General features: G+C 64.9%; 13 protein-coding genes. All 13 read right to left on the reverse strand.

The genetic code is table 11. The annotated features are described in order from the left end of the window. Nucleotides 1-15 precede the first annotated feature (15 nt). The 13 genes from xylB to BM194_RS03340 all read right to left on the reverse strand — a co-directional run bounded on the left by xylB (nt 16) and on the right by BM194_RS03340 (nt 13,366). Entirely contained in the window at nt 16-1,509 is a 1,494-nt protein-coding gene (gene xylB, locus BM194_RS03280) for a xylulokinase (protein ID WP_092843597.1), read from the reverse strand. A 76-nt stretch (nt 1,510-1,585) separates the two neighbouring features. Continuing rightward, on the reverse strand, nt 1,586-3,061 hold the full coding sequence (locus BM194_RS03285; protein ID WP_092843599.1) for a mannitol dehydrogenase family protein: 1,476 nt from the start codon (nt 3,059-3,061) through the stop codon (nt 1,586-1,588). A 39-nt stretch (nt 3,062-3,100) separates the two neighbouring features. Next, complete coding sequence (locus BM194_RS03290; RefSeq protein WP_092843601.1) at nt 3,101-3,724, reverse strand: nucleoside triphosphate hydrolase; 624 nt, start codon at nt 3,722-3,724, stop codon at nt 3,101-3,103. 170 nt (nt 3,725-3,894) lie between these two features. Beyond that, nucleotides 3,895-4,686, reverse strand: a complete 792-nt coding sequence (locus BM194_RS03295; RefSeq protein ID WP_092843603.1) for an L-iditol 2-dehydrogenase — start codon at nt 4,684-4,686, stop codon at nt 3,895-3,897. A 40-nt stretch (nt 4,687-4,726) separates the two neighbouring features. Beyond that, nucleotides 4,727-5,410, reverse strand: coding sequence for an HAD family hydrolase (locus BM194_RS03300; RefSeq protein ID WP_092843605.1), 684 nt, complete (start codon nt 5,408-5,410; stop codon nt 4,727-4,729). Nucleotides 5,411-5,430: 20 nt separating this feature from the next. Further along, nucleotides 5,431-6,579, reverse strand: a complete 1,149-nt coding sequence (locus BM194_RS03305; protein ID WP_092843607.1) for an ABC transporter ATP-binding protein — start codon at nt 6,577-6,579, stop codon at nt 5,431-5,433. Between the two features lie 25 nt (nt 6,580-6,604). Beyond that, entirely contained in the window at nt 6,605-7,414 is an 810-nt protein-coding gene (locus BM194_RS03310; RefSeq protein ID WP_243836095.1) for a carbohydrate ABC transporter permease, read from the reverse strand. Nucleotides 7,415-7,513: 99 nt separating this feature from the next. After that, nucleotides 7,514-8,404, reverse strand: a complete 891-nt coding sequence (locus BM194_RS03315) for a carbohydrate ABC transporter permease (RefSeq protein WP_092843611.1) — start codon at nt 8,402-8,404, stop codon at nt 7,514-7,516. 105 nt (nt 8,405-8,509) lie between these two features. Further along, the gene (locus BM194_RS03320) at nt 8,510-9,820 is read right to left on the reverse strand and encodes an ABC transporter substrate-binding protein (RefSeq protein ID WP_092843613.1); all 1,311 of its coding nucleotides are present in this window, start codon (nt 9,818-9,820) and stop codon (nt 8,510-8,512) included. A 121-nt stretch (nt 9,821-9,941) separates the two neighbouring features. Next, nucleotides 9,942-10,895, reverse strand: coding sequence for a sugar-binding transcriptional regulator (locus tag BM194_RS03325; protein WP_092843615.1), 954 nt, complete (start codon nt 10,893-10,895; stop codon nt 9,942-9,944). Between the two features lie 61 nt (nt 10,896-10,956). Further along, the gene (locus BM194_RS03330) at nt 10,957-12,360 is read right to left on the reverse strand and encodes a sensor histidine kinase (protein WP_244890862.1); all 1,404 of its coding nucleotides are present in this window, start codon (nt 12,358-12,360) and stop codon (nt 10,957-10,959) included. Next, complete coding sequence (locus BM194_RS03335) at nt 12,357-13,028, reverse strand: response regulator transcription factor (protein ID WP_092843617.1); 672 nt, start codon at nt 13,026-13,028, stop codon at nt 12,357-12,359. The genes BM194_RS03330 and BM194_RS03335 overlap by 4 nt, the downstream gene beginning before the upstream one ends. Then, nucleotides 13,028-13,366 carry a PepSY domain-containing protein gene (locus BM194_RS03340; RefSeq protein ID WP_092843619.1) on the reverse strand — a complete coding sequence of 113 codons (339 nt, stop codon included), beginning with the start codon at nt 13,364-13,366 and terminating at the stop codon, nt 13,028-13,030. The genes BM194_RS03335 and BM194_RS03340 overlap by 1 nt, the downstream gene beginning before the upstream one ends. Nucleotides 13,367-13,457 lie beyond the last annotated feature (91 nt).

A 13,457-nucleotide genomic window follows, 5' to 3' on the forward strand; every position in this document is an offset into this window, starting at 1 on the left:
CAATGAATGAGAACGCTAGACCGGCACGTGATAGCGCTCGGCCAACGCCTGCCGATAGGTTCGGTAGAGTGCCTGGTAGCGCGGCACGTTTGCCGCCTGGGGCCGGGTCAACGTCTGCTGGTCGAGACTGACCAGGCCGTCGCAAAGCTCGGCCAGCGTGCGGTTCGCACCTCGCTCGTGATCGTCGCACCACACCGCCTGGATGGCCGCCCCGAGTGCTGCGGCCTCGGTAACATTGGGGCAGATCACCTCGACATCCAGCACATCGGCGACGATCTGGCGCCAGACCGGGCTCCTGGCGCCACCACCGACCAGCCGCACCTGACTGGCGCGCTGCGCCAGCGGCCCGAGCAGGTCGAGACCATAACGCATACCGAACGTCGTACCTTCCACCACCGCCCGACACAGGTTGGCCGGCGTGGTGTTGCGGCTGGTCAGGCCAACGAAGCTGGCCGTGGCATGCGGTAGCGCCGGCACCCGCTCGCCATTGAAGAATGGCAATATCATCACCCCGTCCGCGCCCACCGGTGCGGCCGCGACCTGCTCGCCGAAGGTGGCGATATCGAAGCCGAACAGCTCGCGTACGCGAGTGGTCGCCGAGGTCACGTTCATGGTACACACCAAGGGCAGCCAGCCATCGCTGCTGGCACAGAAGTTGGCCACCAGACCGCTGGCCTCGACGACCGGATGATCGGCGAAGGCACACACCGTGCCCGAGGTGCCGAGACTCATGGTGACCAGCCCCGGTGCGATATTGCCGGTGCCGATGGCCGCCATCATGTTGTCACCGCCACCGCTGGCGACCAGCACGTTCTCGCTGAGTCCCAATTCGCGGGCCACCTCGGGTCGTACCCGCCCTACCGGCGCGCGGGAATCGATCAGCCGTGGCAGCACCCGCTCGGGATCGAGTTCGGGGGCAATGGCTCGAAAGACGTCATGATGCCAGGTGCGAGAGCGGGTATCGAAGTAGCCGGTCCCCGAGGCATCGCCGCTTTCGGCGACGCGCTCGCCGGTGAGCCAGAAATTGAGATAATCGTGGGGCAGCAGCAGCGTATCGATGCGCCGGTACAGCTCGGGATGAGTGTCGCGCAACCAGGCGACCTTGGAAGCCGTGTAGCCGGTCTGTAGCATCAACCCCAGCGTCTCCAGGCAGGCCTGGTGACCACCCAGTTTCTCGACCAGCGCCTCGTTGTGCAGCGCCGTTTCGGTATCGCACCACAGCTTGGCCGGATACAGCGGCTCGCCGCGTGCGTCGAGCGCGACCATGCCGTGCTGCTGGCCGGACACGCCTATGGCGCGGATCGCACGCGGGTCGATCCGGGCCTGCTCAACGGCATCGGCAAAGGCGCTGCGCAGTGCCGCGAGCCACTCCTCGGGATGCTGTTCACGCCGGCCACCCTCACCTTCGTCCAGCCGGTGGGCGTGACTGGCCTCGCCGATCACGCCCTGCGCGGTATCGACGATGACCACCTTGGTGCTCTGGGTCCCGCAGTCCACCCCTGCGTACATGCGCTATTCCTCGCTTGCCATCATCCGCTGTCGCCTGTTCGTACCGTACAGGATAGTCGTGGCCTTTGCCCGCGAACTACCTCGCCACCAGGGCCCCTACCGTGGCGCGTGCGCCGTGGGCATGCAAGCGTTCCAGCGCCTCGAGATAAGCCTGGCGAAAACGCTCATCGTCGGCCAGGTCGCCGAACAGCTGGCGGTTCTCGATGAAGGCAGAAGGCTGCTGACGATTGTTCTGGGCAATGGCGAGCAGCGAGTCTTTCAGCCGGTCGACGATCTCGATGGGTCGGCCCTGCTCATCGGCGCCCTCGGCATAGCGCGCCCAGCTGGCAACCACCGCTGCACTGCGCCGGATATCGCCATCGCGGGCCAGTTGTTCGCGGATCACCGGCAACAACCACTTGGGAATGCGATCGGAGCTTTCCGCGCACAGCCGCGCCAGGGTGTCCTTGATCTCGGGATTGGCGAAGCGTTCGATCAGGGTGCGCTTGTAGGCATCCAGGTCGACACCCGGCACCGGGCGCAGCGTCGGCGTGGCTTCTATGGTCATGTAGTCGAGCAGGAAGTCGACGAACAGCGGGTCCTGACACACTTCATGGGCGTAACGATAGCCGGCCAGGTAACCGAAGTAGGTCAGCGCCTGATGACTGGCGTTGAGCAGGCGCAGCTTCATCAGCTCGTAGGGCATCACATCGTCGACGACCTGCACATCGACGGTCTCGAAGGCTGGCCGGCCGAGCGTGAAGTGGTCTTCGAGTACCCACTGGGTGAACGGCTCGCAGACCACCGGCCAGCGATCCTCGATCGCGAAGCGCCGCTTGAGCTCGTCGATATCCGCCGGCGTGGTAACCGGCGTAATGCGGTCGACCATCGAATTGGGGAAACTCACCTCGCGCTCGACCCAGGCGCCGAGTTCGCTATCCAGCGCCCGGGCGTGCGCCGTGAACATGCGATGCGCGACTTCACCGTTACCCTGGATGTTGTCGCAGGACATCACCGTGAAGGGCGCCACGCCCCGCTCGTGCCGACGACGCAGCGCCTCGACGATCAAACCGAAGGTGGTCTGCGGGGCCTGCGGGTGCTCCAGGTCGTGCCTGACCTGCGCATTGGTCAGGTCGTACTCACCGGTGACATGATGGAAGTTGTAGCCGCCCTCGGTCACGGTCAGCGAGACGATGCGGGTGGCCGGGTCGGCCATCCGCTCGATCACTGCCTCGGGATCGTCGGGGGCGAACAGATAGCCGACGATCGACCCGATCACGCGCGGTTCGTAGTGGCCGTCGGGATGCTTGGTGACCAGCGTATAGAGATAGTCCTGGGCGGCCAGCGCCTCCTGCATGCGCCGGTCGCCCGGCATCACGCCGACCCCGACGATGCCCCAGTCCAGGGCCTCGCCCCGGTTCATCAATGCGTCGAGGTACATGGCCTGGTGGGCACGGTGAAAACCGCCCACGCCGAAATGGACGATACCCGGCGTCACCGCGCCTCGATCATAGTTGGGCACGGCGATGCGGGAATCGAGCTGGCCGAGAGTCTGGCGGCTGAGAGCGGTCATGGGCACTCCTTGCAGCAGTAGAAACAGGAAAGTGAAGCGTCAGTACCAGCGGATATCGGGCTCGACCGACGCCGCCTTGATGAGTCGGGCGTTGAGCATGTCCTTATGGCGGGCCTTGTCGAGGGCGCTCCGCTGATCCTGTCCCATGCCCAGCCAGCGCTGGATCAAGCGCGCTTCCAGCACCTCGTCGGGCACCTCGAGGAACAGGCTCAGGTCGAAGCATTCGTGCAGGGCCGACCACGGCGCCTGGTCGAGCAGCAGGTAATTGCCCTCGACGATGACGATGCGATGCTCGAGGGTGATCAGCCGCCCGCCGGCGCGGGCCAGGTCGAGCGGCCGGTCGAACACCGGCACCGCCACCGTGCGATCCGCCCGGCGGATGCGCTGCAGGTCGTGAAGCAGCCCATCGGGATCGAAGGTCTCCGGTGCCCCCTTGATCGGCACCTGCCCGCGCGGCTCGAGCACGGCATTGTCGAGGTGATAGCCATCCATCGGCACGACCGCCGCGATGCCCGGCTGGCGGGCGTTGATCTCACGGGCCAGCCACTCCGCCAGGAACGACTTGCCCGCCGCCGGCGGCCCGGCCAAGGCCACGATGAAGCGCTTACGGTCGGCGGCAGCGTCTACTATTTGCGCCGCCATGTCGTGAATGCTGGGGTTCATAGGTTTCTCGGCATTGGTGTTGGACCTGGAAGGCGTGATTTAAAACGCAGCGAGCGATGACCAGACAAAGCGAACATCGACGAAAAAGCGGAGTTTACATTGTGTAAATGAGCATTTTTGAGTCGATCTTTAACGCCGTATGGTCGAGCGCAGCCAGTTTTAGACATGCCTTAGCTCATCCAATTGCCACCATCGACATTGAGCGTCTGAGCGACGACATAGTCGCTGTCCGCTGAGGCCAGAAACACCGCCGCCCCTGCGTGATCCTCGGGCCGACCCATGCGCCCGAATGGTACGGCCTCGCCGACTAGGCGCTTCTTCTCGCCGAGCGGTCGGTTCTCGAAACGGGCGAACAGCGCATCGACCTCGTCCCACATCGGCGTATCGACCACGCCGGGGGCGATGCCGTTGACGTTGATGCGATGCTTGATCAGGTCCAGGCCACAGGACTGGGTCAGGCTGATCACCGCAGCCTTGGAAGCACAGTACATGCTCACCAGCGGCTCGCCGCGACGCCCCGCCTGGCTGGCCATGTTGATGATCTTGCCGCCCTGCCCGCGCTCGACCATGGCCTTGGCCACCGACTGCAGGGTAAAGAACATCCCTTTGACGTTGACGTTGAACTGCCGGTCGTAGCTCTGTTCGGTGACTTCCAGCACCGGTGCCATGTCGAACACCGCCGCGTTGTTGACGAGGATATCGATGCCGCCGAAACGTGCGGAGACGTCCCGCACCAGGGCGGCGATCGACTCACGATCACAGACGTCGAGACGCTGGCCCATGATCCGCTCGCCCGTGGGATCGAGTGACTGCTTGAGCTGGCCAAGAGCTGCCTCGATGGCCTGCGCGTCGATATCCGCCACGACGACACGTGCCCCTTCCTGCAGATAGCGCTCGACGATGGCCAAGCCGATGCCACGCGCACCGCCGGTCACGACGGCGACCTTGTTGTCGAGTTTCATCGCATTGTTGTCCTTGGTTGTCCTTGGTCCTTAAATCGGGTTACGCCAGGTTTCGCCCACGCCGATCGCGCCACTGCGCAATCAACGCCTCGAGCCCCTGCATGTCGTTCATGATCTGCCAGGCGCCGGCCTCGAGCAGACGTTGCTCATGCCCGGCCTCGATGTGGCTGGCACCGGTGAAACCGATCACGGTCATGCCGGCGGCATGCGCGGCCTTGACCCCCGACACGCTGTCCTCGATCACCAGGCACTCGGCCGGGCTGCACTCCATGCTGCGGGCCGCCAGCAGATAGACCGCCGGGTCCGGCTTGGGCCGTTCCGCCTGGTCGGCGGTAAACAACGGCACACTGCCCAGCCAGACATCGAGCCCGGTAGCCTCGAGCGAGGCCACCACCCGCTGGCGCCGGCTGTTGGAGACGATCGCCAGTGGCATGTCGAGACGCGCCACGATCTCGGCAACGCCTTCGATGGCCAGTAGTTCGCGGGCCAGGCGCGCCTCGATGTCGGTATCGATGCGCTCCAGGGCATCGCCGGGCAAGGTGTGGCGGCTACCGCGCTCGATGTGCTCGAGAATCGCCGCCGTAGTCATGCCCAGCGCCTGACGCAGCGCCGAGTCGGGCTGGATATCGGGCAGCCATTCGCCGAGTCGCTGGATCAGCGTCTTCTCGGCAATGGCCTCGCTGTCCACCAGCACGCCGTCGCAATCGAAGATCAGGGTTTCCATGCCGTTCCTCGGTGACGTGGTCAGTGACTGGTGGCCGCGCTGGGCGCCGAGCGATTGTCCTGGCGGCTGATATCGGCCAGTGGATGACGCTGCAGGCTCTTCAGCGCCAGGCCATCACGGTCGAAGAGGTGCGCCCGCGACGGCACGAAGCCGAAGTGCACGGTATCGCGTACCTGGCTGGCCACGTCACCGTCGGTCACCACGGTCACGCTGGTCTCACCCATCTGCAGATACAACGAGGTCGAGCCGCCCAGGCGTTCGATGACCTGAATCTCGCCGGCCAGCGGTCCCTGCTCGTCAAGCACCAGATGCTCGGGCCGAATGCCCAGTTCCAGCGCCTCCCCGGCCTGGAGTTGACCACCCTCCACCGGCACCGTGCACTGGCCGCCGCCGGGCAGGCGGACGTCGACGCCCTCGGCGCCGGCCCCAATGACTTCGACATCGATGAAATTCATCTTGGGCGAGCCGATGAAACCGGCCACGAAGCGGTTGCGCGGGTGGTGATACAGCTCCATGGGTGACCCGACCTGCTCGACCACCCCGCCCTGCAGCACGACGATCTTGTCGGCCATGGTCATGGCCTCGATCTGGTCGTGGGTGACGTAGATCATGGTGGCGTCGAGTTCGTCGTGCAGGCGCGCCAGCTCGATGCGCATCTGCACGCGCAGCGCCGCGTCGAGGTTGGATAGCGGCTCGTCGAACAGGAAGATACTCGGGTTGCGCACGATCGCACGGCCGATCGCCACGCGCTGGCGCTGACCGCCGGAGAGCGCCTTGGGCTTGCGGTCGAGCAGCGGTTCGAGCTGCAGGATACGCGCCGCCTCCAGCACCTTCTGGCGGCGCTCCTGCCTGGAGACACCAGCCAGCTTGAGGCTGAAGCCCATGTTGTCCTCGACGGTCATGTGCGGATACAGCGCATAGCTCTGGAATACCATGGCCAGGCCACGTTCGGCCGGGCCCACCTCGTTCATGCGCTGGCCGTCGATGAGAATGTCGCCGTCCGAGGTGCTTTCCAGGCCGGCGATCATGCGCAGCAGGGTCGACTTGCCGCAGCCGGAGGGACCGACGAAGACCACGAATTCCTTGTCGTTGACGTCCAGGTCGACGCCCTTGATCACGCGGGTATCGTCGAACTGCTTGACGACCTGCTTGAGTTGTAGCGTTGCCATGTTCAGCTCCTTGTTCTACTGAACGCTATTTGACGGCGCCGAAGGTCAGTCCACGCACCATTTGCTTTTGCGTGAGCCAGCCGAACACCAGGATGGGGGCGATGGCCATGGTCGAGGCCGCGGAGAGCTTGGCCCAGAACAGGCCTTCTGGACTCGAGAACGAGGCGATGTAGGCGGTGAGTGGCGCGGCCTGGGATGAGGTGAGGTTGAGACTCCAGAAGGCCTCGTTCCATGACAGGATCACCGACAGCAGCCCGGTGGAGGCAATGCCCGGCAGGGTCAGCGGCAGCAGCAGGTGCCAGACTTCCTGGAAAGTGCTGGCACCATCCATGCGGCCCGCCTCGAGGATGTCCTTGGGCAGATCCTTGAAGAAGGTGTAGAGCATCCACACCACGATCGGCAGGTTCATCAGGGTGTAGACGATGATCAGGCCGGTGCGCGTGTCGAGCAGCCCGGTATCGCGGAACAGCAGGTAGATCGGCACCAGCACGCCCACCGGCGGCAGCATCTTGGTGGAAAGCATCCACAGCAGCGTGCCCTTGGTGCGCCTGGTGGGCAGGAAAGCCATGGAGTAGGCCGACGGAATGGCCAGCAGCAGGGCCAGCAGGGTCGAGCCGAAGGCTACCACGACACTGTTCATGGCGAACTTGAAGTAGTCGGCGCGCTGCTGCACCTCGACGTAGTTCTCGACTGTCGGCGAGAAGATCAGGCTCGGGTCGGCGATGGCCTCGGCTTCGGTCTTGAAGCTGGTCACGATCATCCAGAAGATCGGAAAGAAGATCAGGATGGCCACGCCCCAGCCGAGCACGGTCAGCCACAGCCGGCGGCTGCCCATCGCACTCAGCGCGGTTCTCCGAGGGGCAGCCCGGGTCTTGCTGTCATGGGCCAGGGGCACCTGGCCGGTCTTTGCGGTCGTCATGATTCGGCTCCCCGACTAGCTTTCCAGGTTCCTGGCCACCATGCGGACCAGGAAGATGGCGACGATATTGGCGAGAATGATCGCGACCACCCCGCCGGCGGAGGCCATGCCCACGTCGAAGTCGAGCAGCGCGCTGATGTAGGTGTAATAAGCCAGGTTGGTGGTGGCCAGGCCCGGGCCGCCCGAGGTCGTCACGAAGATCTCGGCGAACACGGTGAGCAGGAAGATCATCTCGATCATGATCACCACACTGATTGCGCGCTTGAGATGCGGCAGCGTGATGTAGAAGAACACGGCCAGCGGGCCGGCGCCGTCCATGCGCGCCGCCTCGACCTGATCGTCGTCCAGCGACTGCAGCGCAGTGAGCAGAATCAGCAGGGCGAACGGCAGCCACTGCCAGGCGACGATGATGATGATCGAGGTCAGCGGCAGCGACGAGAACCAATCCACCGCCGGCAGGCCGAACAGTTCGGCGATCCAGGAGAGCACCCCATTGGCCGGGTGCATCATCATGTTCTTCCATACCAGTGCGCTGACGGTGGGCATGACGAAGAACGGCGAGATGGCCAGCACCCGGGCGATCCCGCGGCCGAAGAATTCCTGCTGGAACAGCACCGCCAGCAGCGTGCCGCCGATCACGGTGATGGCAAGTACCGACCCCACCAGCACCAGCGTGGTGCCCATCGCCGACCACAGGGCCGGATCGGTGAACAGGTATTCATAGTTTTCCAGCCCGGCGAAGCCGTTCATGCCCGGCATCAGCAGGTTGTAGCGCTGGAAGGAGAACCACACGGTCATGGCCAGCGGCACGGCCATCCACAGAAACAGCAGGGTGACGGCAGGCGCCTGCAGGGAAAGGGCACGCGTTCCCCCGACAGTGCGCCCGGAGGCTCGGACTTTGTTCATGGCGTTCACGCGATAGGTTGGAGTGTCGCCCAGCCGGGGCAGGCCCCGGCCTGTCTGAGGTGTCGGCTCGGCGAGAAAACAGCATGCCGAGCCGTCAGCGACGGATTACTTGGGATAGCCTGCACGTTGCATGGTGCGCTCGGTCGAACGCTGCGCCGAGCTCAGCGCCTGCTCCACCGACATGTCGCCGGTCAGGGCCGCGGCGATCATCTGGCCCACCTGGGTGCCGATGGCCTGGAACTCGGGAATGCCCACGAACTGCACGCCCACGTAAGGAACAGGCTCCTGGGTCGAGTCGGTGGGATCGGCCTCGCGAATGGCATTGAGCACGAAGTCGGCGAACGGCGCGGCCTGCTGGTAGTTCTCGTTTTCGTAGGTGGATTCGCGGGTACCCGGCGGTACGCTGGTCCAGCCCTTGGTCTCACCAACCAGCTCGATGTAATCCTGCGAGGTTGCCCAGGTGATGAAGGTTTCGGCGGCATCCTTGGCGTCAGAGGTGGCGGGAATCGCCAGCGCCCAGGACCACAGCCAGTGCGAGCCCTTGGGGGTTTCGGCGACCGGTGCCGGCGCAAAGCCTAGCTGGTCGGCGACATCGGATTCGTTGGGGTTGTAGAGTTTGCCGGCAGCCGAGGTGGCATCGACCCACATACCGCAGTTGCCGCGTGAAAACAGCGCCAGGTTCTCGTTGAAGCCGTTGGAGCTGGCCCCCGGCGGCCCGTAGTTGTTTAGCAGGTCGACGTAGAACGACACGGCGTCCTGCCAGGCCTGGGAGTCGAGCTGGGGATTCCAGTCCATGTCGAACCAGCGCCCGCCATAGGTATTCACCAGGGTCGAGACGAAGGCCATGTTCTCGCCCCAGCCCGGCTTGCCGCGCAGGCAGATACCATAGACGTCGTTCTGGGGATCGTGGATCTGGCTGGCCCAATCTTGCACTTCCTGCCAGGTGGGCTGCTCGCTCATCTCGATACCGGCTTTCTCGAACAGCGCCTTGTTGTAGTACATCATCGAGCTTTCGGCGTAGAACGGCAGCGCATACAGGGTGCCGTCGTAGCTCAGGCCATCGCGGACCGGCTTGAGCAGGTCATTGACCTGATAGCTCTCGGGCAGGTCGGCGAGCGGCGTCAGCCAGCCGCGTTCGGCCCAGATCGGTACCTCGTAGGTCCCGATGGTCATCACGTCGAACTGGCCGCCCTGGGTGGCGATATCAGTGGTCATGCGCTGACGCAGCACATTCTCTTCGAGCACCACCCAGTCCAGGGTAATATCCGGATGCGCCTTCTCGAATTGATCGGTCAGGCTCTGCATGATGACCATGTCGTTGTTGTTGACCGTGGCCACGGTAATGGTCTCCGCACTGGCAGCGACGGACACCAGGGCCGTCGCCCCGGCAAGCGGGATGGCGTGACGTAACCGCATGGCTGGCTCCTTGAAGGAGATTGTTGGGTTTATTTTTGATCAATCTACTCAATGGCAATTCAAATGATCAGTTACGCCCCCAAAAAAAGCAAACCCGTCACGCTTAGACTTTGGCCTAACGCTAGACGCCCTGCTCGATGATGAAGCGCGCCGCCTGTTCGTCGGTGATCAATCCCTGCAGCCAGCCGCCACGCAGCGCCGCGAGGATGGCCGGTCCCTTATCGCGCCCGCCAGCCAGCCCGATCAACGCCTGATCCGCAAGCATATCCAGCGGCAGGCTGGTGACCCGGTGGGTAATGGGGCAATCGACCAGTTCGCCGTCGGCGCTCAGCGGCCAGCCCAGCAGCTCGCCGACGGCGCCGGCCTCGAGCAGCTCCTTGAGTTCCGCCTCGCTGATGAAATGATCCTGAAACAGCGTCGCCTGCGGGTCGATGCGCCCGATACCGATGAAGCCGGCTTCCGCCTCCATGGCCACTTGAGTCACGGCCTGGACCAGGGGCTGGGCGAGCAGCGCCTGCTTCTCGCTCACTGACCCGGCGACCACGGGGGCCGGCAGCAAAAAACGCTCGGCATCGGTCTTGTCGGCCAGCACCATCACCCCGTCGTAGCGGTTGGCCGAGCCGTCTCGGGCGACGTTACCGACCAGCGAGACGAAACGGTGTTGGGGCCGTTCCATGCGGCTCAGCGACTCTACCGTGGCGCGTATCGCTCGTCCCGTACCCAGCGACAGGGTCAGCGGCTCGGCGCGGTCGACGTAGCGCAGCAGACGCTCCGCCCCGGCCAGCGCCAGGTACGCGGAGCTGTTGTCACTGCGCTCGGGGTCGGAAGGCACCACGTCGCAGAAGTCCAGCCCGAAGCGCGAGACCAGTGCATCCGCCATGGCCATGCAATTGGCCAGTGGATGGTCGATATGCACCTTGACCAGCCCCTCCTGCCTGGCCAGCGCCAGCAGGCGCTGCACGCCCGGCCGCGACACGCCTAACTGGCTGGCAATCTCGTCCTGAGTGCGCCCGCCGACATAGGAGAGCCAGGCCGCGCGCGCCGCCTGGTCCAGCTTGAGCTCGTACTTGTCCATGGCACATTACCCGTCATCTTCATCAGGTAGGCATCATCGCAGCCCGGCCTTGACGGCACAATTAGCCATCCGCCGAGGAAAGTTGCCGGGAGGGGTGCGACACCAGAGTTCCTCCCGGTAGCCAGACACGCGCCGCCAGGCCGCCCAGCCGAGCACGCTCGAGCGTCAGCCGGCCGCCATAGAGCGTGACCAGTTCCTCGACGATGGCCAGACCCAGGCCTGAGCCCGAGCGCCGCTCGTCGAGCCGTGCCCCACGCGCCAGTGCCGCCTCGCGCTGCTCGGGCGTCATGCCGGGCCCATCATCTTCGATATGCAGCCCGACGCCCTCCGGCTCACCGACGACCTCCAGTACCACTCGGCGATCGGCCCAGCGCAAGGCATTGTCGAGGAGATTGCCGACCAGTTCCTGAAGGTCCTGAGGATCCATGCGCACGCTGAGCGCCGGGTCGATATGCCGCTGCAGCACGATGCCACGCCGCTGAGCCAGGCGCGCCAGCCCCTCGACCACCGGGGCGATGACCTCGCCGATATTCATCCGCCCGGCCAGGGTCGCGCCGCTGGCCGCCGAGGCGCGTGCCAGATGGTGACGCACCGCCTCGTCAAGACGTGTCACTTCCTGGCGGACCTGTTCACGCTGCGCCTCGGGCAGCCGGTCGGCGACGGTGTGCAGCACGCTGATCGGTGTCTTGAGTGCATGCGCCAGATTACCGGCCGCCGCGCGTCCACGTTCGATCAGGCGGCGATCACGTTCGAGCACTTCGTTCATGGCACTGGCCAGGTCGCTCAGTTCGCCTGGCAACCGGGGATCCAGGCGCTCGGCCTGCCCCGCCTCGACCGCTTCGAGGTTGGCAAGCAGGCGGCGCAGCGGCGCCAGGCCCCAGCGAATCTGGATAGCCAGCCCGCCGAGCAGCAAGCCGGCCAGCGCCACCAGCGACAACGTCAGCAGCCACTGGAAATGCGCCACTTCGGCCTCGAGTTCCTCGCGCGAGGCGGCCACACTGACATGCAGGGGGTAGGGATGCCCAGGCAGGCGCACGTCGCGCTCGATCACACGCAGCGGCTCGCCGCGCGGTCCGATCAGGTTGCGCAGCGTCATCCCCTCGGCCTCGGTCACCGGCAGGCGCTGATCCCACAGCGAACGCGATACCCGCGCGGTGCCATGTCCATCGGTGACCTGCCAGTACCAACCCGAGAACACCCGGTCGAAGCGCGCTTCGCCCAACGAGACCGGCAACTGCAACTGACGATTGGCAGGATCGATCTCCAACTCGGCCAGCAGGACATGCAATAGTGAGGCAAGGCGCTGATCGAACGATGCCGTCACCGCGGCACGGAAGTTGTAGGCCAGGCCAGCCCCGGCCAGCGGCAGCACGATCAGCACCAGCATCAATGCCACGGCGAGCAGGCGCTTGCCCAGCGACCAGCCGGCCGGGCGTGCGGCCAGGGCACGCAAACGCGCCTTCACGAGGTCGTCTCGGCCGCCGTCACGCGATAGCCCTGACCGCGCAGCGTCTCGATATGCCCGCTACCGAGCTTGCGCCGCAAGCGGCTGATCTGTACGTCAATGACATTGGAGTCCGGCTCATGGTCGCGATCGTAGACGTGCTCGGACAATTCGGTGCGGCTGACGATGCGTGGCGCGGCATGCATGAGATAGGCCAGCAGGCGCGACTCCTGGGCAGTCAGCGTGATGGGCCGGCCGGCCAGGGTCACACTGCCGGTATGCGTGTCGTAGGCCAGGTCGCCGCAACTCAATACCGGGTGCGCATGGCCATGACTGCGGCGCACCAGGGCGCGTAGGCGGAACAGTACCTCGGCAGTCTCGAAGGGTTTGGTGACGTAGTCATCGGCACCGGCGGAAAAGCCCGCTGCCTTGTCCGACCAGCGTTCACGGGCGGTCAGTACCAGCACCGGCACGTCGATGGCATCGTCGCGCCACTGCGCCAGCCAGCGGGTCCCGTCACCATCAGGCAAGCCCAGATCGAGAATCACCGCGTCGTAGCGCTCCGTGCGCACCAGAAAATCCGCCTCGCTGCCGCTGGCGCTTGTCTCGACCAGCAGCCCCGCATCGCGCAGCGCCTCGCTCAGCGCCGTCGAGAGCGCATGATCGTCTTCCACAAGCAGGATCTTCATTACCGCCGCATACCCTCGATGTTTACGCCTTCGATTCCCAGCAGCTCGCCGTTGCTGGCATCGAACTCGAACTCGACCATCTGCCCTTGCGGGCCAAGCATCTCGATCTCGTAGATCGCCCGACCATCGTCGCGTTCGAGTTCGGTTTCCAATACCGTGCCCTCATAGCGGGCCTCCAGCCAGTCGAGCACGCTGGGCAGCGAGACCAGCCGTCCGGCCTGCACCTGATCGTGCAGGTCCCGCCAGTCGTCATCGTCGGCCCGGGCCAGCGGTTCCCAGCCAGCAACCGCGCCGACCACCGATACCAGGGCAACAGCAATCATAAGCATGCGTTTCATGTCGCTATCTTGGCAAACGCGACATGAATGCACCATGAACGCTGCATTCAACTTGGCGTCAGGTGAGTCGCGGCAGACTGGCCCTGCGTCG

Origin of the sequence: Modicisalibacter xianhensis, assembly GCF_900113605.1 — a bacterium.
Lineage (GTDB): Bacteria > Pseudomonadota > Gammaproteobacteria > Pseudomonadales > Halomonadaceae > Modicisalibacter > Modicisalibacter xianhensis.

Bases quoted from the DNA above. Each gene is read 5' to 3' on its own strand.
- xylB (WP_092843597.1), bottom strand. From the start codon at position 1,509: ATGTACGCAGGGGTGGACTGCGGGACCCAGAGCACCAAGGTGGTCATC.
- BM194_RS03285 (WP_092843599.1), bottom strand. From the start codon at position 3,061: ATGACCGCTCTCAGCCGCCAGACTCTCGGCCAGCTCGATTCCCGCATC.
- BM194_RS03290 (WP_092843601.1), bottom strand. From the start codon at position 3,724: ATGAACCCCAGCATTCACGACATGGCGGCGCAAATAGTAGACGCTGCC.
- BM194_RS03295 (WP_092843603.1), bottom strand. From the start codon at position 4,686: ATGAAACTCGACAACAAGGTCGCCGTCGTGACCGGCGGTGCGCGTGGC.
- BM194_RS03300 (WP_092843605.1), bottom strand. From the start codon at position 5,410: ATGGAAACCCTGATCTTCGATTGCGACGGCGTGCTGGTGGACAGCGAG.
- BM194_RS03305 (WP_092843607.1), bottom strand. From the start codon at position 6,579: ATGGCAACGCTACAACTCAAGCAGGTCGTCAAGCAGTTCGACGATACC.
- BM194_RS03310 (WP_243836095.1), bottom strand. From the start codon at position 7,414: ATGGGCAGCCGCCGGCTGTGGCTGACCGTGCTCGGCTGGGGCGTGGCC.
- BM194_RS03315 (WP_092843611.1), bottom strand. From the start codon at position 8,404: ATGAACAAAGTCCGAGCCTCCGGGCGCACTGTCGGGGGAACGCGTGCC.
- BM194_RS03320 (WP_092843613.1), bottom strand. From the start codon at position 9,820: ATGCGGTTACGTCACGCCATCCCGCTTGCCGGGGCGACGGCCCTGGTG.
- BM194_RS03325 (WP_092843615.1), bottom strand. From the start codon at position 10,895: ATGGACAAGTACGAGCTCAAGCTGGACCAGGCGGCGCGCGCGGCCTGG.
- BM194_RS03335 (WP_092843617.1), bottom strand. From the start codon at position 13,028: ATGAAGATCCTGCTTGTGGAAGACGATCATGCGCTCTCGACGGCGCTG.
- BM194_RS03340 (WP_092843619.1), bottom strand. From the start codon at position 13,366: ATGAAACGCATGCTTATGATTGCTGTTGCCCTGGTATCGGTGGTCGGC.